Annotated in this window: 19 protein-coding genes; 14 read left to right on the forward strand and 5 right to left on the reverse strand. The window is 62.4% G+C overall.

Translation table 11 applies throughout. The annotated features are described in order from the left end of the window. Both EN943_RS22830 and EN943_RS22835 read left to right on the forward strand, forming a co-directional pair. The coding region (locus tag EN943_RS22830; RefSeq protein ID WP_245475936.1) for an OB-fold nucleic acid binding domain-containing protein at positions 1-900 on the forward strand (900 nt) is incomplete at its 5' end. A gap of 67 nt (positions 901-967) precedes the next feature. Then, complete coding sequence (locus EN943_RS22835; protein ID WP_127414730.1) at positions 968-1771, forward strand: potassium channel family protein; 804 nt, start codon at positions 968-970, stop codon at positions 1769-1771. An 11-nt stretch (positions 1772-1782) separates the two neighbouring features. Here the strand turns inward: EN943_RS22835 and EN943_RS22840 are convergent, their stop codons facing one another. Further along, entirely contained in the window at positions 1783-2664 is an 882-nt protein-coding gene (locus EN943_RS22840) for a DMT family transporter (protein WP_127414731.1), read from the reverse strand. 197 nt (positions 2665-2861) lie between these two features. Here EN943_RS22840 and EN943_RS22845 point away from each other — a divergent pair, with 197 nt between their 5' ends. After that, positions 2862-3368: a hypothetical protein gene (locus EN943_RS22845; protein ID WP_127414732.1), complete on the forward strand. Its 507-nt coding sequence runs from the start codon at positions 2862-2864 to the stop codon at positions 3366-3368. Here EN943_RS22845 and EN943_RS22850 read toward each other — a convergent pair. Next, entirely contained in the window at positions 3365-4693 is a 1329-nt protein-coding gene (locus EN943_RS22850) for a DNA polymerase IV (RefSeq protein WP_127414733.1), read from the reverse strand. The two genes, EN943_RS22845 and EN943_RS22850, sit on opposite strands and share 4 nt — an antisense overlap. Positions 4694-4758: 65 nt before the next feature. Between EN943_RS22850 and EN943_RS22855 the strand changes: the two genes are divergently transcribed. Both EN943_RS22855 and EN943_RS22860 read left to right on the forward strand, forming a co-directional pair. Next, positions 4759-5334 (forward strand): GNAT family N-acetyltransferase, encoded by a 576-nt coding sequence (locus EN943_RS22855; RefSeq protein ID WP_127414734.1) that lies wholly within the window; start codon positions 4759-4761, stop codon positions 5332-5334. A gap of 107 nt (positions 5335-5441) precedes the next feature. Further along, positions 5442-6965 (forward strand): hypothetical protein, encoded by a 1524-nt coding sequence (locus EN943_RS22860; RefSeq protein WP_127414735.1) that lies wholly within the window; start codon positions 5442-5444, stop codon positions 6963-6965. 18 nt (positions 6966-6983) lie between these two features. Here EN943_RS22860 and EN943_RS22865 read toward each other — a convergent pair whose 3' ends face one another. Continuing rightward, the gene (locus EN943_RS22865) at positions 6984-7637 is read right to left on the reverse strand and encodes a hypothetical protein (protein ID WP_127414736.1); all 654 of its coding nucleotides are present in this window, start codon (positions 7635-7637) and stop codon (positions 6984-6986) included. Further along, a complete protein-coding gene (locus tag EN943_RS22870; RefSeq protein ID WP_024503583.1) occupies positions 7634-7933 on the reverse strand; it encodes a DUF3572 domain-containing protein in 300 nt (99 codons plus the stop codon). The genes EN943_RS22865 and EN943_RS22870 overlap by 4 nt, the downstream gene beginning before the upstream one ends. Positions 7934-8193: 260 nt before the next feature. Here EN943_RS22870 and EN943_RS22875 point away from each other — a divergent pair, with 260 nt between their 5' ends. The 9 genes from EN943_RS22875 (at position 8194) to ugpC (ending at position 18362) form a co-directional block, all read left to right on the forward strand. Then, positions 8194-8550 carry a response regulator gene (locus EN943_RS22875; RefSeq protein ID WP_281035958.1) on the forward strand — a complete coding sequence of 119 codons (357 nt, stop codon included), beginning with the start codon at positions 8194-8196 and terminating at the stop codon, positions 8548-8550. A 33-nt stretch (positions 8551-8583) separates the two neighbouring features. Next, positions 8584-9957: a PleD family two-component system response regulator gene (locus EN943_RS22880; RefSeq protein ID WP_127414737.1), complete on the forward strand. Its 1374-nt coding sequence runs from the start codon at positions 8584-8586 to the stop codon at positions 9955-9957. 544 nt (positions 9958-10501) lie between these two features. Further along, positions 10502-11974 (forward strand): FAD-dependent monooxygenase, encoded by a 1473-nt coding sequence (locus EN943_RS22890; protein ID WP_127414739.1) that lies wholly within the window; start codon positions 10502-10504, stop codon positions 11972-11974. 137 nt (positions 11975-12111) lie between these two features. Continuing rightward, the gene (locus EN943_RS22895; protein ID WP_127414740.1) at positions 12112-12846 is read left to right on the forward strand and encodes a FadR/GntR family transcriptional regulator; all 735 of its coding nucleotides are present in this window, start codon (positions 12112-12114) and stop codon (positions 12844-12846) included. Beyond that, on the forward strand, positions 12843-14030 hold the full coding sequence (locus EN943_RS22900) for a PLP-dependent transferase (RefSeq protein WP_127414741.1): 1188 nt from the start codon (positions 12843-12845) through the stop codon (positions 14028-14030). The genes EN943_RS22895 and EN943_RS22900 overlap by 4 nt, the downstream gene beginning before the upstream one ends. Positions 14031-14059: 29 nt before the next feature. Next, positions 14060-15337 (forward strand): sugar ABC transporter substrate-binding protein, encoded by a 1278-nt coding sequence (locus EN943_RS22905; RefSeq protein ID WP_127414742.1) that lies wholly within the window; start codon positions 14060-14062, stop codon positions 15335-15337. Positions 15338-15518: 181 nt separating this feature from the next. Further along, complete coding sequence (locus EN943_RS22910; protein WP_127414743.1) at positions 15519-16442, forward strand: sugar ABC transporter permease; 924 nt, start codon at positions 15519-15521, stop codon at positions 16440-16442. After that, positions 16442-17290, forward strand: coding sequence for a carbohydrate ABC transporter permease (locus tag EN943_RS22915; RefSeq protein WP_027036797.1), 849 nt, complete (start codon positions 16442-16444; stop codon positions 17288-17290). Before EN943_RS22910 ends, EN943_RS22915 begins: the two co-directional genes overlap by 1 nt. A gap of 4 nt (positions 17291-17294) precedes the next feature. After that, positions 17295-18362: a sn-glycerol-3-phosphate ABC transporter ATP-binding protein UgpC gene (ugpC, locus tag EN943_RS22920; RefSeq protein ID WP_127414744.1), complete on the forward strand. Its 1068-nt coding sequence runs from the start codon at positions 17295-17297 to the stop codon at positions 18360-18362. 313 nt (positions 18363-18675) lie between these two features. On the opposite strand, the gene EN943_RS22925 is transcribed toward ugpC, so the two are convergent. Then, the coding region (locus EN943_RS22925) for a hypothetical protein (protein ID WP_245475938.1) at positions 18676-18948 on the reverse strand (273 nt) is incomplete at its 5' end.

The following is an 18948-nucleotide window of genomic DNA, read 5'->3' on the forward strand; positions in this document are numbered from 1 at the left end:
GCCCAGCGTGGCGAAAAACCGTTCAAGAACCTCGCCGATTTCTGCGAGCGGGTCGATCCCAAGATCGTCGGCAAGCGCGTCTTCGAAAGCCTGATCATGGCCGGCGCGCTCGACTGTTTCGGCCACGACCGCGCATCGATGATGGCAGGCGTCGAGCGCATGATGGGGCTGGCGTCGCTGGCGCAGCAGAACGCGGTTTCCGGCCAGCACGACATCTTCGGCGCCTCGCTCGGCGCCCAGTCGCAGGCACTCAATCTGCCGGCGACAGAGCCGTGGCTCGCCGCCGACCGGCTGCACCGTGAATTCCAGGTGGTCGGCTTCTATCTTTCGGCGCACCCGCTCGACGAGTACAAGGCAGCCCTGCAGAAGATGCGGGTTCAGACGTGGGCCGAGTTTTCGGCGGCCGTCAAACGCGGTGCCGCCGCCGGCCGCCTGGCCGGCACGGTAACATCCAAGCAGGAACGCAAGACGCGCACCGGCAACAAGATGGGCGTCATCGCCTTCTCCGATACGTCAGGCCAGTACGAAGCCGTGCTGTTTTCGGAAGGACTGGCGCAATATCGCGATCTGCTCGAGGCCGGCCGCTCCGTCGTCATCACCGTTGCGGCCGAGGACAGGCCGGAAGGCGTCAATCTGCGCATCAACTCGGTGCAGTCGCTGGAGGACGAGGCAAGCCGCATCCAGAAGGCGCTGCGTATCTTCGTGCGCAACGCCTCGCCGATCAACACGCTGGCTGGCCAACTTGCCGTCAGGGGCGAGGGGCAGGTCAGTTTCGTGCTGATCAAGGAGGAAGGTGAGGGAGAAATCGAGATCGAGTTGCCGAACCGCTACCGGATTTCGCCACAGATCGCTTCGGCGATGCGCGCGGTGCCGGGCGTGGTCGAAGTGGAATTGGTGTGACCCCCGTCCTTTTAGGCGCGCGGCAATCAGCCGGGCGGTCGCTGCCGCGAACGCCAGCGCAGTCAGCATGAAGCCGGCGCAGAAGAACGGGTCGCAGGCGGTTTCAGCCTTGGCGCGGCTGCGTGACAGGCTGCGCAGGCTCTACCATGGGCGCACGCCGGCCGCTTTCCGGTTCCAACTGGTGGCCGTCGTCATCGACCTCGCCATCATCGCCTTCTTCATCGCGACGCCGGTTCTTCAGGACAAGCCGTCCTTCCTCTGGCTCGACTATTCGGCGGCCGCGCTTGTCGCCGCGGACCTGGTCGCCCGGCTGCTGGCCTCCAAAAACATGCTGCGGCTGATGAAGCAGCCGACGTCGTGGGTCGATGTCTTCATCCTTTTGACGCTGCTGATGCCAACGGCGTTCGCCAATCTCGCCTTCCTGCGGATACTGCGGCTGTGGTCCCTGTCGCGAAGCGGTTCGCTCTGGCGCCATTTCGAGATGCGCGGCCTGCGGCCGTGGCGAGAGGCCAGCCACGCGGTCATCAACCTTTTGACCTTCCTGTTCGTCATCACAGGCTTCGTCTACACGTTCTTCTTCCGCACTGGCGCCGGCCTGGAAAACTATATCGACGCGCTTTATTTCACCGTCGCCACGGTGACGACGACCGGCTTCGGCGACATCGTGCTGCCGGGCATGGCCGGCAAGCTGACGGCAATCGTCACCATGATCATCGGCATATCTCTGTTTGTCAGACTGGCTCAGGCGATCTTCCGGCCAGCCAAGGTGTTGTTTCCCTGTCCGCAGTGCGGCTTGCAGCGGCACGAGCCGGACGCCGTGCATTGCAAGGCCTGCGGCCATCTTCTCAACATACCTGACGAAGGGAACTGACGGCCGGCGGACTACGACGCTGCCACTTCGGCCGGCTTTACAGCCCTGCGCTGAAGATTGAGCAGATTGCCTATCAGGATCAGCAGCGCGCCGCCGGCGGTGAAGGCGTCTATCTGCTCGCTATAGAGCAGCCAGCCAATCAGTGCCGATAGCGGCACGCGCAGAAAATCCATCGGCGAGACGATGGTCGCATCGGCATAGCCAAGCGCGCGGGCCATGCAGAAATGCGAAGACATGCCGGTGAAGGCGATCAGCACGATCCACGGCCATAGCTCCAGTGACGGGTTGCGCCACGTATAGAGCGCCGGGATGAGACCGACGACCGACTGGATAATCAGCATCCAGCAGATGATGCGCACGACGCTGTCCGTCCGGGTCAGCGATTTGATCGTGACCACCGAGATGCCGAAACAGACCGCGGCACCCAGCACGACGAGATGTCCAGGATCGACTGAGCCGGCACCGGGGCGCACGATGATCACCACGCCGATCAGCCCCAGCACGATCGCTGCCAGCTTGGGCCGGTTCAGCCTTTCGCCAAGGAAGCCAACGGCCAGAAGCGCCGTCCAGATCGGCGTGGTGAATTCTATCGAGATCAGCACGGCCAGCGGGATCAAAGTGAGGGCGTAGAGCCAGGCCGCCTGGCCCGTGTAATGGATGACGTTGCGGGCGATATGGGCAATGGGGCGCTGCGTGCGCATGGCTTGAAAGCCGCCACTCATCATCACCAGCGGCAGAAGGATGAAGAAGCCGATCACAGAGCGCAGTTCGAGCACCTGGAAGATGTTGAGCTCCGCTGTCGTGGCCCGGCCGGCGACCGTCATGCCAAGGAACGAGGCGATAGACAGCGCCATCCAGAACGCGGCCTTGGGGATCGAGGGGGTGGGTGCCATTCGCGCTATGTCGCAGGCCAGCACTTCTGCCGCAATCGCTAGCCAAGGCATTCTTCTGGGCCAGTCGCGACTGGCTGGATGTTGTAAAACAGTGATGTGGCGGGCGGAACCTGAAACGGCAAGTGGCGTTGAGTTCCGATGGTCAGCCGTGCTCGCGGACCGCCCCGCCTTTTTCAAGATCAACAAGGAGAGCTTCAATGAAATCCTTCGCGGAATTCGCGCTTACCGGCGGCTTATTGGTTGCGGCAGGCGCGGCACATGCCGACGAGACCCAATTTCTCCAGTCGTTCAAGGGCAATTTCGCCGGCAAGGGCACTGTCCAGGTAACCACGGATGCTCCCAACGTCAGCGTATCGTGCAGCTTCAAGTCGAATGCGACCTCAACCTCGCTATCGCTGGATGGAAATTGCCGCGGTCTCGTTGTGGTGTCGCGGGCCATCAGCGCCAATCTGAAAGTCACAGGTGCCAAATACAGCGGCACCTATGTCGGCTCTCGCACGGGACCGGCGCAACTCAACGGCAGCCGTTCGGGCAACGCGATCAACCTGGGCATTCGCTGGGCCAAGGAGGTCAATGGCGACCGAAGGGCGCAGATGAAGGTTGAGAAACGCGGCGAGAACGGCATGCGGCTGACCGTCATCGACACCGACCCGAAAACCGGCAAGAGCGTGGTGACGAGCAGGATAGATCTGCAGCGCACCTAATCCTCGAGTGGCTCCGGCGGATGGGCGTCGCGGCCCTTGCCGAACGTGTAGCCGGTTTCCACCGCCTTGCGGCCGAACTTGTCGCGCAGGGCATCGATGGCGCCTTCGGCCATGGCGCGCTTGCGCGATTGGATGTCGACCAGATCGGGCGGATCGGCCTTGTCGTCGTCCGAGAGGTCGCTGACGCCGATGCCGAGCAGCCGATACTTCGTGCCGTCGGTTTCCTTGCGCAGAAGCTCCACCCCGGTCTGAAAGATACGGTCGGCGAGCCGGGTCGGGTCGCCGAGCTGGCGATTGCGCGTGCGCAGCTTGAAATCCTGGGTCTTCAGCTTCAGCACCACGGTGCGCCCGGCGATGCCTGACTTTTTCAACCGTGCCGAGACCTTTTCCGAGAGACCCCTGAGAACCGCGACCAGTTCCTCCAGCGACGCGATGTCGGTGTCGAAGGTGGTTTCGGCCGATACGCTCTTGGCGTCCTGATCGGGATCGACGCGGCGGACGTCCTCGCCGCGCGAAAGGTGGTAGAGCCGGTCGCCCATCGTGCCGTAGCGGCGCATCAGGTCGCCGCGATCTATCTGCTGCAGCTGGCCGATGGTGCGGATGCCGTCGCGCTCCAGTGTGGCGTTGAACGCCTTGCCGACACCCCAGATCATGGTTACCGGCTGCGCCGCCAGGAAGCCGACCGCCTCGGCTTCGCCGATGACGGAGAAGCCGCGCGGTTTACGGAAGTCCGACGCTATCTTGGCGAGGAACTTGCAGTAGGACAGGCCGGCCGAAACGGTGATGCCGATCTCCTTCTCGACCGCCAGCGCAAAGCGCGCCAGCACCACCGCCGGCGGCAGGCCGTGCAGCCGTTCGGTGCCGGCGAGGTCGAGAAACGCCTCGTCGATCGACAGCGGCTCGACCAGCGGTGTCAGCGCTTGCATCATGGCGCGCACTTCGCGACCGACGCGCACGTATTTTTCCATGTTGGGGCTGATGACCACCGCCTCCGGGCAGGCTTCGAGCGCCTTGAACATAGGCATGGCCGAGCGGACGCCCTGGATGCGGGCGATGTAACAGGCAGTGGAGACGACGCCCCGCTTGCCGCCGCCGATGATCAGCGGCTTGTCCTTGAGCGCCGGATTGTCGCGCTTTTCGATTGCCGCGTAGAAGGCGTCGCAATCGATATGGGCCAGATGCAGCCGGTAAAGCTCGGGATGACGCGCAAGCCGAGGGCTGCCGCAGCGCTCGCAGCGGCGCGTCTGGCTGCGCTGAAACATCAGGCAGTCGCGGCAAAAACCGTGATCGGGATTGTTGACAGGGGCCGCCATCGCTGCGAACATAAAGAGAACAGAAGCAATGGTACGACAGTGCAAGGCCAGCGACAAGGCTGGCCTGGGGAGAACGCATGAGCACGACCATAGCGCCGCTTGCGCCTGAGCTTTGGGCTGAATTCGAGGATCTCTTCGGCAAGCAAGGCGCCTGCTACGGCTGCTGGTGCACGCATTTCCGGCTGGCGCCGGCGATGAGCCGCGAGAGCAGCCGGGAACGCAACAAGGACCACATCAAGGCGCGCATCGAGGCAGGCCCGCCGCCGGGCCTGCTGGCATTCGAGGACGGTCAGGCGGTTGGTTGGATGCAGATCGGACCGCGCGCCGACGTGCCCGAATGGAACAATCAGGGCAGGGGGTCGGCACCGGTCGATCCTGCCGACGCCGCGGATCCGGCCGTCTGGGCCATCTCCTGCTTCTTCATCCGCACCAAGGCGCGCGGCAGGGGCATCACGCATCGCCTCGTCGAAGGCGGCATCGATTTCGCCCGCCAGAACGGTGCACGGCTGCTCGAGGCTTGTCCGATAGATCTGTCTCGCGATTCGCGCTCGATCGGGCTGTTCGTCGGCTCGTCGCGGGTCTTTGAAAAGGCGGGATTCGAGCGGCTGGTGGAACGCAAGGCCGGCCGCCCGCTGATGCGGCTGGTGCTTTGATCGAGATGGTCCGCCCGGGTGCCGTTGTCGATCTCACCTTGCGGTTGCAGCGGTAATTTCATACCAGACGGACAAAGTCTCTCTTCTCGGTCAAACGGAGAATCCGCGTGAAGCGTGCCCTGCCATTCGTGTTCCTTCTTGCGTTGAGTGCCCCTGCTCTCAGCCAGACCGTCGACAGTCAGGGTGCGAAGCAATTGTCCGACGACTTGTCCCGCTATGTCGGCAAGCAGGCCATCGACAAAGGCATTTTGAAGGTTTCGCTCGAAGGCGGCGCCTACAAGATCCTGTTCGATTTCAAGGCACTTGCCGCATCATTTCCGGACCAGAAACTGCTGAAGTTCGACTTCGCGCCCTATGCCCTGATGGTCAAGCCGCGCAGCGACGGGTCCTGGGATGTCTCGATGGATTTCTCCCAAACCGCCTCCTTCGAGTTCAACGGGCCCGAAGGGCTGCAAAGCACTCAGTTTTCGATCGAGGGCGGCAAGGGCTCGGGCGTCTACGATCCAAATCTGGCGGCCTTTACCAGCGGCACCAGCTCGATGGCCGGCATGACGATGGCATCGAAGGATGCCAAGCAGCACATGGAAGCCAGCGCTGGCGCTGGCATCGCGACCGTTGCCGCGACCAAGTCGGCGGCCGGGGGCGTCGATTTCACAACCTCGCAGAAGGTGTCGAGTTTTGTCGAAGCGATCAATTTCGATGACCCTGAGAGCGGGCTGAAATTCCCGGTCACCGTCAGGTCGCCGGAACTGTCGGTCGAAGCCAGCGGCAAGGGCGTGCGGACCAAGCCATTGCTCGATCTCCTGGCATTTGCAGTGGCCAACGAGGACGAGGCGACGCTGAAGGCCAACCAGGCGCAGCTCAAATCGCTTCTGCTCGCCGCCTTGCCGCTTTGGCAGCGTATCGACGGGACATATGGTTTCAAGGATTTCGCGGTGGAAAGTCCGGTCGGCAATTTCGGCGCCACGCAGCTTAGCACCGTGTTCGGCTCCGATGGCGTGGCCCAGAGCGGCACGATCACGTACGGCATCAAGGCATCGGGCCTGGCCGTGCCGACGCAGCTTCTGCCGAGCTGGAGCGTGGGGTTGTTGCCCACCGATGTCGATTTGAATTTTGGCGGCGCCAATATCGATCTCGACAGCATGGCGAAGAAGGCAATCGAAGCCTTTGATCTCAATAAGACTCCACCGCTGTCGGCCGAATTCGGCGAGCAGCTCAAAGCTGGCTTCATGGCCAAGACGCCGAAGGTCGTGCTTGGCCACAGCACCGTGAAGAACAAGGACACGGAGATCGCGCTGGAAGGCGAGATGACATTCCCAGGCGAAAAGCCCGAAGGTAGTGTGACCGTCGATGTCGCCGGCTTCGACAAGCTTGTCGAAGGCCTGCAGGAAGCGGCAAAGTCGGAACCGGAGGTCGCGCAGTACGTGCCTGTCGCCCTCATGGCGAAAGGATTTGGCAAGACGCTGTCCGATGGCCGGCTGGAATGGATCATCAACGCCAAGGCCGACGGTTCGGTCACCGTCAACGGCGTCATGCTGAAGCCCGCAGATCAGGCAGTGGACGACAGCGTGGATGATGGTGCCGGCGACGATGACAGCGGAGACGACAGCGGCGGCGCAGGTGCGAACTGAACCCCTGAAGGTTGGAGTTTAGAGCCCTAGCGCGCTTGCAATCTTGGGCGCGGCTTCGTGCCAGTCCTGGACGACGACCACATCGTCCGTCACCGGCGGCAGGAATGCGCGCAGCGAATTGTCGGCCATCAGGTGGAACAGTTCGGCGTCGGCGACCGATTCCCGCACCGACGCCAGATTGTGCGGCTGATCGTCGACGAAGACCACCGGTCGGCCGGCCATGCCGCGAAGCTTGGCCACTGCCGGTCCCTTGGCCATTTCAGTGGTCAGAAGCGGGTAGCTTAGTCCAAGCGCGTCGAGATGGACGCGACGCACGGCACGGTGTTTGTGCGGCATGGCCGTCAGCAAGATGATTTCCGCGCGGTCGCCAAGCCCTGCCAGGGCCTCTGCCGCGCCGTCCGTAATGTTTTGCCAATCGGCTTGCGTGTCAAAGAAATCGCCCAGCAGAGCCGTGACTTCGGGCTGTTCGATCAGGCGGCCGCTGGCCGTCTCTGCGATGTTGCCGGTCAGCCGAAACGAGGCCAGCGTCAGGCCATAGCCACGCGTCTTGAGGAAATTCGGAAACGGTCGGATGAATTCGAGCACGACGTCGTCGACATCGAGCACCAGCAACGGCCGGTCGTCGGCTGCCAGTTCTTCGATCTGGCGCGCTGTTTCTGGATCATCGCTCATATGGAATGCTCGTGGTTGTCATCGCCCAGTGGCAGCGACCGCAGGGCCTTGCCGACAGCAGCCGGCGGGGTGCCGGTTTCCTCGGCAAAGCGCATCAGCGTCGGCTCGTGGGCGAGGATGAATTGCAGGACACCAGCCAGGAAACCCGGCTCGCTGGCGGCTTTGCGGATCGAATGGACCTCTATGCCGGTGATAGCCAGAAAGCGCGGCAGCAGCTCCGGATCGGAGGCGACAAAGCCCAGGGCTTTCACGGCAATCGATTCCGCTTCTTCGCGCATTGACGCTGCGTTTGCCATCACTACCTTCGGTGTGTGGAATGAGTCTCTCCCGCAGTAATGGCAAGAGTTGCTTGCGGCAAGCCATTAGAGCGTGGCGCGCCCTTTGGACGCGCAGGCGACGAGGTGGAATTTGCGCTTTTTTCCAGCCGCGGATTTCCGTTTCGTCAATCATATTGCCGTAAAGTGAAGCAGGGTTGGTGCGTTCAGACATGGGCGCATGACGGCCGCCTTCGAAGCGGAAGGACGGCCGGGACGGGATATCGATGCCGAAGAAGGTTATGATCGTCGAGGACAATGAGCTCAACATGAAGCTCTTTCGGGACCTCATCGAGGCAAGCGGTTACGAGACCGTGCGTACCCGCAACGGTCTGGAAGCGCTCGATCTGGCGCGCCTGCACCGGCCGGATCTCATCCTGATGGATATCCAGTTGCCTGAAGTGTCTGGGCTTGAAGTGACCAAATGGCTGAAGGAGGACGACGAACTGCACGTCATCCCGGTCATTGCTGTGACCGCCTTCGCCATGAAGGGCGACGAGGAACGTATCCGCCAGGGCGGCTGCGAGGCTTATATTTCGAAGCCGATCTCGGTGCCGCGTTTCATCGAAACCATCAAATCCTATCTGGGCGATGCGTGATGTGCCCTTTCAGCCGAGCCGGAGCCTTGTGAAATGACTGCACGGATCCTCGTCGTCGACGATATCCCTGCCAATGTGCGGCTGCTGGAAGTGCGGCTGCTGGCCGAATATTTCGAAGTGTTGACCGCCACCAACGGGCCGGATGCGATCGAGACCTGCGAGAACGGCAAGGTCGATGTCGTGCTGCTCGACGTGATGATGCCTGATATGGACGGCTTCGAGGTCTGTCGGCGGCTGAAGAGCGATCCGGCGACATCGCACATTCCGGTGGTGATGATCACCGCGCTCGACCAGGTTTCCGACCGCGTCCGCGGGCTCGAGGCCGGCGCCGACGACTTCCTGACCAAGCCGGTCAACGACCTGCAGCTGATGACGCGCGTCAAGAGCTTGGTTCGTCTGAAGTCGCTGACCGACGAGTTGCGGCTGCGCGCCTCGACGACGCGCAACATCGGCATCGAGGAGTTGCTCAGCCGCAATTTCGCATCCGAGGACACGACGCCGAAAGTGCTTTTGATCGACGAGCGCAAATCATCCGTCGAGCGCATCCAGAAGATGCTGCGTGACCGGGCCGACCTCGACGTCACACATGATCCGCATGCCGGTTTCTTCCAGGCCGCCGAGACATCCTATGAATGCGTGATGATCTCGACCGCGTTCGCCGATTTCGATCCGCTGAGGCTCTGTTCGCAGTTGCGCTCGCTCGATCGCACCCGTTTCGTGCCGATCATCCTGTTGGCGGAGGAGGGCGAGGAGGAACGCATCATTCGCGGCCTCGAACTCGGCATCAACGACTATCTCATGCGGCCGATCGACCAGCAGGAACTGACGGCACGGCTGCGCACGCAGGTGCGTCGCAAGCGTTACAACGACCAGCTGCGGGCCAGTGTCACCCAAACCATCGAAATGGCGGTGACCGATGGACTCACCGGGCTGCACAACCGCCGCTATCTGGACAGCCACCTGCAGACGCTGTTCGATCGCGCCGTGGCACGGCGCCGGCCGCTGTCGGTGATGATTACCGACCTCGACCGTTTCAAGGCCGTCAACGACGCACACGGCCATGACGGCGGCGACGAGGTGCTGCGGGAATTCGCACGGCGGCTGCGCAAGAATGTCAGGGGTATCGATCTTGCCTGCCGCTTTGGCGGCGAGGAGTTCGTCGTGGTGATGCCGGATACCGAGGGCGCGGTGGCCGAGAAGGTGGCCGAGCGCATTCGCGCCGAAATCGCCCAGGCGGCTTTCGCCATCGGGCAGGACGGCAAGGCGATCGAAGTCACGGTCAGCGTCGGCGTGTCGTCGGTGCTAAAGGGCGTGGACACGGTGGCGGCGCTGATGAAGCGTGCCGATCTCGCGCTCTACGAAGCCAAAAGCGGCGGCCGCAATCGCGTCGTCGCCAAGGCGGCGTAGCGATCCAGCCCCGATTATCCTGTCAACCCGACAGGGTTACCCGTTTACCTTAATCCAAGCGATTCGCGAGCCTTGGTTAAGAAACTGTTGATTTTCATAAGCTCTTGCGCAACTGTGCAGGCCAAGACGAAGCCGGCACGAGGATAGACCGCCGGCTCCGATCCCTGGGAATACCCCATGATGCTCAGGTCCGCCGCATCTCCTGGGTCCGTGGGGTCGGCCGGCCGGCGCTGGCACATAGTGGCCTCCTCGTACCGCTGCCAAACGCCGACCGGCCCCCTTCTTTCCAATGAACATCAGAACTCCGTGCCAAAGCACGGAAGACTCTGCGTTTTTGCTTCTGAAAATCCGGATATCGTTATGAAATCGCCCCAGGACATTGTCCTGTGTGCGCGACAAGCTTGTTCTGCGGCAACCGACAGCGGGGAACAATACCAGCCCCTTCCATTTCATAGATATGGCGCACAAGGGGCTTGCGGCAAGACCCGGCTCCTCCCGTAAAACCGTGACCCAAGCCAGGGTGCGGAAAACGGGAGTGACGATAATGATTTCAGATCATGCGGTGGTGATCGCTGGGGGTGGTCCGACGGGATTGATGCTGGCGGGCGAACTGGCGTTGGCAGGCGTTGACGTTGCCATTGTCGAAAAGCGGCCGGATCAGAAGCTTGCCGGCCTGCGTGCGAGCGGCCTGCACGCACGCACCATCGAGGTGCTGGACCAGCGCGGAATCGCCGATCGTTTCCTCTCACAGGGCCAAGTGAGCCCGACCGTGGGTTTTCACATGATCCGCCTGGACATCAGTGACTTCCCAACCCCGCACAATTATCTGCTGGCGCTGCGGCAAAACCACATCGAGCGCATCCTGGCCGACTGGGTCGGCGAGTTGAAGGTGCCGATCTATCGTGAACACGAGGTTGCGGGGTTTACCCAGGACGACAGCGGCGTTGATGTCGAACTGTCCACCGGTCACCGCCTGAGGGCCGCATATCTGGTCGGGTGTGACGGAGGCCGCAGCACCATTCGCAAGGCGACCGGTATCGAGTTTGCCGGATGGGATCCGACGATGAGCTGGATGATTGCCGAGGTCGAAATGTCGGAAGAACCGGCATGGGGCTTCCGCAGCAACGCCTTCGGAATTCATGCCCTGGGTAAGATCGAGGACGGCAAGAAGGTTGGCGTCGTGCTGACGGAGCCCCGCCTGGAAGCCCGCGGCGAACCGACCCTGCGCGAGCTCAGCGAGGCGCTGACTGCCATCTACGGCACCGACTTCGGGGTCCACAGCCCGACCTGGCTCTCCCGCTTCACCGACATGACGCGCCAGGCTGCCGCATACCGCGACCGGCGCGTGCTGCTGGCGGGTGATGCCGCGCACATCCATCCTCCGATGGGCGGACAGGGCCTCAACATCGGCGTGCAGGATGCGGTGAACCTTGGATGGAAGCTAGGCCAGGTCATCAACGGCACATCGCCGCAAAGCCTGCTCGACAGCTATCACGCCGAGCGTCATCCGGTCGCCGCCCGCGTGTTGCGCAACACGATGGCGCAGGTCGCGCTTCGCCGCATGGATGACCGCGGCAAGGCCTTGGCCGACACCGTTGCCGAGTTGCTCGGCATGGATGAACCCCGCAAGAAAATCGCCGCGGAGATGTCTGGTTTGGGAGTCCATTATGACCTTGGCCAGGGGCATCCACTGCTTGGGCGGCGAATGCCCGATCTCGATCTGACCACCGCCGGCGGGCCGTTGCGGGTCTTCACCTTGCTGCACGACGCGCAGCCCGTGCTGCTCAACCTCGGTGAACCCGGTAGACTGGACATCGCGCCCTGGGCTGATCGGGCCCGGCAGATCGACGCCGATTACGCCGGGACCTGGGACCTCCCGGCTCTCGGAACGGTCGTTGCGCCCGACGCGGTCTTGATCCGGCCCGATGGTTATGTGGTGTGGGCCGGGGCGGGAACCCAACGGGGTCTGGTGGAGGCGCTGACCACCTGGTTCGGGCCGCCTGCTGCCGCAGGTTAGCAGACACGATCGAAGCGCGACCACGCGATCGCCCTGAAAGTATGCGTCGCTCCTCTGACAGTGCTCCTGACAGTTGGTTGACAGGAGTTTCCTTCTGTGCAGAAATTGGTTGGACCATTGGACCACTTGGAGAAAATGTGGACCAGAACAGCCTGCCACCCATTCAGACCACGGCGCGCGACGACGCCGTGTTGAAGGCGTTGGTGGGATTTGTTCGCGCCGAAGCCCTGCAGCCGGGCGAGAGACTTCCAACCGAACGCATTCTGGCCGAGCGGCTGAAGGTCAGCCGCAACACGGTGCGCGAGGCGCTGACACGTTGGGAAGGGCTCGGCCTCGTCGAGCGCCGGCAGGGCAGCGGCACCTATCTCAAGGCGGCTGTCTCACATGACATGCTGCACATGCCGCTGACGCTGGCCGGCGGCAATGATTTCGCCAGCCTGATGCAGACGATGGAGATCCGCCGCGCGCTAGAGGCGGAGGCCGCAGCTCTTTGCGCCGAACGCGCCAGCCAGGCAGATATCGCCGAAATCGCGCGCAAGCTCGACATCATGGAGCAGGCGTTCCGCACCCGCGACGGCATGTCCTCGGAAGAGGACTGGGAGTTCCACCAAGCGATCTACCGGGCCTCGGGCAATCCGCTGTTCGAGCAGATCATCGCCGCCATGTACGAATTGTTCCACCGCTTCTGGGAGCATCCGCTCGGCGTGCGCGACTTCGGCCACGCCAGCTTTCCCTACCACCGCACCATCTATGAATGCATCGCCGCGCGCGACCCGCAGGGCGCCCGCGCCGAGGCGCTCAAGCTGATCGCCACCGTCGAGGACGACCTCAAGCGCGGTGCCGCCAAACTCAAACTTTCGAGCCAGACATGAACGAGCATCCATCCGGTTTCGATCACGACTATCTCGCCGAGGCGGCGACACTCTTGGCGCATGACGAACCGTTCCCCGGCGGTGCGGTGGTGCCGCCGATCTACCAGACTTCGCTGTTCACCTTTGCCAGCTATGCCGAGATGGCCGATACTTTTGCCGGCAAACGAAAGCAGCCGATCTATTCGCGTGGCGACAATCCCACGGTGATGGAGTTCGAGGCGCGCGTGGCAGCGCTTGAGGGCGCAGAAGCCGCGCGCGGCTTTTCCAGCGGCATGGCGGCGATCAGCGCCACGGTGCTTGCCTTCGTCGGTGCGGGCGAGCGCATCGTGGCGGTGCGCAATTGCTATGGCGATGCCTACCGCTTGTTCGAGCGGCTGTTGCCGCGGCTCAACATCAAGGTCGACTATGTCGACGGCTCCGACCCGGATGCGGTTGCGGCCGCACTTTCCGGCGCCAAGCTGCTCTACCTGGAAAGCCCGACCTCGATGATGTTCGAGCTGCAGGACATCACGCATCTGACGCGGTTGGCCAAGGAGCAGGGCATCCTCACCACCATCGACAATTCCTGGGCGACGCCGGTGTTCCAGAAGCCGATCGCGCATGGCGTCGACCTCGTGCTGCATTCGGCCTCGAAATACCTTGGCGGCCATAGCGACATCGTCGCCGGCGTTGTGGCGGGTTCGGCGGCCCATATCAAGCACATCAATGAGCAGACCTATTCGTATCTCGGCGGCAAGCTGTCACCGTTCGAGGCGTGGCTTTTGCTGCGCGGCCTGCGCACGCTGCCGCTGCGCCTGCCGCACCACATGAAGAGCGGTTTGACCATCGCCGAACGGCTGAAGGCGCATGCCAATGTCGAGCGGGTCAACCATCCCGTCTATTCGAACCACCCGGGCAAGGCGACGCTGGCCGGCTATGCCGGGCTGTTCTCCTTCGAGGTGACGGACGATATCGACATCCCCGTCTTCGTCGATGCGCTGAAATATTTCCGCATCGGCGTCAGCTGGGGCGGGCATGAAAGCCTGGTCGTGCCGGCCAAGGCGTCGCTGGAACAGACGCCGGGCCTGAATTCGATGGCGCGCTTCGGCGTCAGCCCCCGAACCATCCGCTTCAATGTCGGATTGGAGAGTGTCGAAGACCTGTGGGCTGACGTGGCCCAGGCCTTCGAAAAAGCCAGAAAATAACAAGCGGGTTCAAAATGGGAGTCTTGAACATGAAAAAACTGACCGTCATGCTAGCCACCGTTGCGGGACTGGCGATTTCCGCCGGTAATGCTGTGGCCGATTCGACCCTAAAAATGGTCGAAGTCATCACCAGCCCGCCACGTACCGAATTCCTGAAGAAGCAGATCGCCGAGTTCGAAACCGCCAATCCAGGTATCAAGGTCGAGCTGATCTCGCTGCCCTGGGGGCAGGCGTTCGAGAAATTCCTGACCATGGTGCAGGCCGGCGATACGCCCGACGTGGTCGAGATGCCGGAGCGCTGGATGGGCCTCTATGCCAACAATGCCCAGCTCGAGGATCTCGGCCCCTATATGGCCAAATGGGACGACGCCAAGACGCTTGGCGACCGCGCCAAGCAGTTCGGCTCGACCGTCAACAACACCCAGTTCATGATCCCCTACGGCTACTATGTGAACGCGCTGTTCTGGAACAAGAAACTGTTCAAGGAGGCCGGCCTCGATGGCCCGCCGGCGACGCTCGACGATTTCATCGCCGATTCCAAGAAGATTTCCGCGCTTCCGGGGAAGTACGGCTACTGCCTGCGCGGCGGGCCGGGCGCCTTCAACGGCATGCACATGTTCATGAACATCGCCGCCGGCAAGGGCGGCTACTTCAACGAGGACGGCACTTCGACGATCAACGAGGAAGGCTCGGTCAAGGGCCTGCAGATGCTGGCCGACATGTACAAGGACGGACTGGCGCCGAAGGACGCGGTGAGCTGGGGTTTCAACGAAACGGTCACCGGCTTCTATTCCGGCACCTGCGCCATGCTCAACCAGGATCCGGACGCGCTGCTCGGCATCGCCGACAAGATGAGCGCCGACGATTTCGCGGTAGCGCCATTGCCGGTCGGGCCGAGCGGCAAATCCTATCCGACACTCGGCTATGCCGGCTGGGCGATGTTTGCCAATTCGCAGCACAAGGACGACGCCTGGAAGCTGATGGCGACGCTTCTGTCGCCGAAGGACAATCTGGAATGGGCCAAGGAAGTCGGCGTCGTCCCGATCCACAACGGCGCCGACCAGGATCCCCATTTCAAGACCGAGCAGTTCAAGGGCTGGTTCACGGAGCTCAGCGACAGCTCCAAATATGAAATGGTCACCCCGCCGACGCATCTGGAGAACCTCGGCAATTTCGTCGACCAGGTGGCGATCAAGAATTTTCAGGAAGTGCTGCTTGGCCAGAAGACGGCCAAGGACGTCGCCGACCAGTGGGCTGCCTTCCTGACCAAGGAACAGCAGGATTGGCTGGCGAAGAACAAGAAGTAAGCCCAGCGCCTTTCCTTCTCCCCGTTCACGAGGAGAAGGTGTCACGAAGTGACGGATGAGGGGCGGCGCCATACCTCGATAGGTTCGCGCTGCCCCTCATCTGCCTACCGGCATCTTCTCCCCGTAAACGGGGAGAAGGACGCTCCCGCCCAACGCCCTTCCGGAGTCGACCTTACCGCCAATGACCTACGCCGTGTCCGAAATACGATCCGCCGGCAAGCCGCGTCGCAAGCGGCTCTCCCATGCAGCAATAGAGCCGTGGCTCTATCTCAGCCCGGCGATCATCCTGCTGGTCGTGGTGCTGCTGGTGCCGCTGGTCATCGGCATCAGCTACTCCTTCCGCAAGTTCTCGGCGTTCAAGTCGGAATATGTCGGGCTCGGGCAGTATCAGGCGATGCTGTCGGATCAGGTGTTGGGGCAGGCGCTGGTCAACACGTTGTGGTGGACGGTCGCCAGCCTGCTCTTCCAGTTCTTCCTCGGCCTTGGCCTGGCGCTGCTGCTCGACAAGCCGTTCCGCGGTCGCAAGGCAGTACAAGCCCTGGTGTTCCTGCCTTGGGCGGTGCCGTCCTTCCTGTCGGGCCTGACCTGGGCCTGGCTGTTCAATCCGATCATCGGCCCGCTGCCGCACTGGCTGTTTGCATTGGGGCTGAAGGCCGAGCCGACCAATGTGCTGTCCGATCCGTCAACCGCCATGTGGGGGCCGATCGTCGCCAATATCTGGTTCGGCATTCCGTTCTTCGCCATCACGCTCTTGGCGGCGCTGAAATCCATTCCATCGGAACTGCATGAGGCAGCGGCCATCGATGGAGCCTCGCCCTGGCAGCGCTTCACCAAGGTGACGCTGCCGTTTCTGGCGCCGACCATCGCCATCACCGTGATGTTGCGCACCATCTGGATCGCCACCTTCGCCGACCTGATCTTCGTCATGACGGAGGGCGGACCAGCGGGTTCGACCAACACGGTGCCGGTCTACATCTATGTCAGCGCCTTCAAGTCGCTGGACAAGGGCTATGCCTCAGCGGTTGCGGTGCTGCTGCTGGTCCTGCTCATTGCTTATGCGATTGCGCTGATCGGCATCCGCCGCACCTTGGTGAGGCACGTCTGATGATCGCAGGACGCTCAACCTCGCAGCGCTTCTTCGGCGGCATCGGCCTCTACGCGGCAATCGCGGCTTACGTGCTCTTTGCCCTGTTCCCGATCTACTGGACGCTGAAGATCTCGGTCACGCCGGAGCGGCTGCTCTATTCCGAAGGCATCACCTTCTGGCCGTCGCACATGACGTTGCAGAACTTCGTCACCGTGCTCGAGGCCACCGATTTCCCCCGCTATTTCCTCAACAGCGTCATCGTCTCGGTCTCGACGGCGGCACTGGTGACGATCATCGCCACGCTCGCCGGCTATGCCATGTCGCGCTTCACCTTTCGCGGCAAGGCAGCCTTGGCGCTGATGTTGCTTTTGACCCAGACCTTTCCGCTGGTGATGGTCATTCCGCCGATCTACCGCGTCATGGGTCAGATCGGCCTGATCAACAGCCTGACCGGGCTGATCATCATCTACACCGCTTTCAACACGGCCTTTGCCACTTTCCTCATGCAGTCGTTCTTCGACGGCATCCCCAAGGATCTGGAGGAGGCGGCGATGATCGACGGCTGCACCCGCGCGCAGGCCATGCGCAAGGTGATCGTGCCGCTGACGCTGCCCGGCATGGGCGCGACACTGGGTTTCGTCTTCACAGCCGCCTGGAGCGAGCTTCTGTTCGCGCTGATGCTGATTTCCAGCGACGACCAGAAGACCTTCGCCGTCGGCTTGCTCACCTTCATCGGCAAGTTCGCCGTCGACTGGGGACAGATGATGGCGGCATCGATCCTGGCGCTGATCCCGGTCTGCATCTTCTTCGCCTTCCTGCAACGTTATCTCGTCACTGGCCTGACCGCCGGCGCCGTCAAAGGATAGATCGATGGCCTCTGTTACGCTCGAAAAGGTCCGCAAGGACTACGGCGCCGTCCGCGTCCTGCACGCGGTCGACCTTGAAATCGCCGATGGCGAGTTCGTCGTCCTGGTTGGGCCGTCAGGCTGCGGCAAGTCCACGCTCTTGCGCATGATCGCCGGGCTGGAGGAGGCTTCCGGTGGCGAGATCCGCATCGGCGAGCGGCTGGTCAATGACGTAGCACCCAAGGACCGCGACATCGCCATGGTGTTCCAGTCCTACGCGCTCTATCCGCATATGGACGTGTCGAAGAACATGGGCTTCAGCCTGCTCCTGAAGAAGGCGGAGAAAACGACGATCGACGCCAGGGTGGACGGCGCCGCCAAGCGGCTCGGGCTCGACACATTCCTGCAGCGCCTGCCGCGGCAACTGTCCGGCGGCCAGCGCCAGCGCGTCGCCATGGGCCGCGCGATCGTGCGCGACCCCAAGGTCTTCCTGTTCGACGAGCCGCTGTCGAACCTCGACGCCAAGCTGCGCGTCCATATGCGCGCCGAGATCAAGGCCCTGCACCAGCAGTTGAAGACGACATCGGTCTATGTCACGCACGACCAGATCGAGGCGATGACCATGGCCGACCGGATCGTCGTCATGCATGACGGGCTGATCCAGCAGGTCGGCGCGCCGCTCGATCTCTATGATCGGCCGGCCAACATGTTCGTCGCCGGCTTCATCGGCTCACCCGGCATGAATTTCCTGCCGGCGACGGTTCGCAAGGGCGGTACCCCGGAGGCCGTACTGACCGATGGCCAGGCGCTGAGGCTGCCGGGAGGCCTGCCGCTCAAGGATGGTGACGCCATCACCGTCGGGTTGCGGCCCGAGCATATCAAGTTGGCGGATGACGGTGCGTTGAAGGGCGAGGTGGGTGTAGTCGAGCCGCTCGGGCTTTCGACGCAGTTCTACGTCAAGTTGGCCAGCCAGCAGCTTTGCGTCTTTGCCATGGGCCGTGCCGGCGTGAAGCCCGGCAACGTGGCACGGTTGGTGGCCGAACCAGACCAACTGCATCTGTTCGATCCGAAAAGTGGTGATCGCATCGGCTGAGGGGGACTTAGCTGGGCGGCGGGCAGCCGTATCGGGCGCCGATGTCGGGCGGGACATACACGGTAACGCTACATTTCAATTGGATAAAATAGCGGAACGTCCAAGAGACATTTCCGGAACCTAACAGGATCACTCGGACCTTTGCGTCCAGAGCACAAGACCTTAGTCCCGCCGTCTTCGCAAAAGAACGGAGGCCATTTCGCCACGAACTAGGCCGCCGTCGGAGTTAGTCAACACCGACGGCGGCACCTGCAATATGGGCGAGTGGGTTGTGTGCGGATATGGTGTGATCGCGGAAGGTGATTGTAGACCGCTAGCCGCGAGGGCTGCTTTTAGACAGCGGCGAGCTGTCCAACGGGTTCTCGGCCGACTTGGCCGATCGCCGCTCCTTCAGCCACAGGGACTTCTTTCTCCTTGCCAGGTTCTCGTCTCGAACGCTGTCTTCGGCGGTCACTCCGCCATGCATCGCGGCAATCACGTAGTCGGCTCTGTTGGTTCGAAAGTCGCCTTTTTGTACGGACATCGTTTTCTCCCAGTGCGAGGCATTTCCCCCCTTTTTGCCTGACGCTGAAACTAACTGCCTATC

Origin of the sequence: Mesorhizobium sp. M7A.F.Ca.US.006.01.1.1 (assembly GCF_003997935.1) — a bacterium.
Lineage (GTDB): Bacteria > Pseudomonadota > Alphaproteobacteria > Rhizobiales > Rhizobiaceae > Mesorhizobium.

Coding starts and splice junctions, on each gene's coding strand:
- EN943_RS22890 (WP_127414739.1), top strand. CDS start 10,502: ATGATTTCAGATCATGCGGTGGTGATCGCTGGGGGTGGTCCGACGGGA.
- ugpC (WP_127414744.1), top strand. CDS start 17,295: ATGGCCTCTGTTACGCTCGAAAAGGTCCGCAAGGACTACGGCGCCGTC.
- EN943_RS22875 (WP_281035958.1), top strand. CDS start 8,194: ATGATCGTCGAGGACAATGAGCTCAACATGAAGCTCTTTCGGGACCTC.
- EN943_RS22900 (WP_127414741.1), top strand. CDS start 12,843: ATGAACGAGCATCCATCCGGTTTCGATCACGACTATCTCGCCGAGGCG.
- EN943_RS22855 (WP_127414734.1), top strand. CDS start 4,759: ATGAGCACGACCATAGCGCCGCTTGCGCCTGAGCTTTGGGCTGAATTC.
- EN943_RS22865 (WP_127414736.1), bottom strand. CDS start 7,637: ATGAGCGATGATCCAGAAACAGCGCGCCAGATCGAAGAACTGGCAGCC.
- EN943_RS22880 (WP_127414737.1), top strand. CDS start 8,584: ATGACTGCACGGATCCTCGTCGTCGACGATATCCCTGCCAATGTGCGG.
- EN943_RS22870 (WP_024503583.1), bottom strand. CDS start 7,933: ATGGCAAACGCAGCGTCAATGCGCGAAGAAGCGGAATCGATTGCCGTG.
- EN943_RS22840 (WP_127414731.1), bottom strand. CDS start 2,664: ATGGCACCCACCCCCTCGATCCCCAAGGCCGCGTTCTGGATGGCGCTG.
- EN943_RS22915 (WP_027036797.1), top strand. CDS start 16,442: ATGATCGCAGGACGCTCAACCTCGCAGCGCTTCTTCGGCGGCATCGGC.
- EN943_RS22845 (WP_127414732.1), top strand. CDS start 2,862: ATGAAATCCTTCGCGGAATTCGCGCTTACCGGCGGCTTATTGGTTGCG.
- EN943_RS22910 (WP_127414743.1), top strand. CDS start 15,519: ATGACCTACGCCGTGTCCGAAATACGATCCGCCGGCAAGCCGCGTCGC.
- EN943_RS22850 (WP_127414733.1), bottom strand. CDS start 4,693: ATGTTCGCAGCGATGGCGGCCCCTGTCAACAATCCCGATCACGGTTTT.
- EN943_RS22835 (WP_127414730.1), top strand. CDS start 968: ATGAAGCCGGCGCAGAAGAACGGGTCGCAGGCGGTTTCAGCCTTGGCG.
- EN943_RS22905 (WP_127414742.1), top strand. CDS start 14,060: ATGAAAAAACTGACCGTCATGCTAGCCACCGTTGCGGGACTGGCGATT.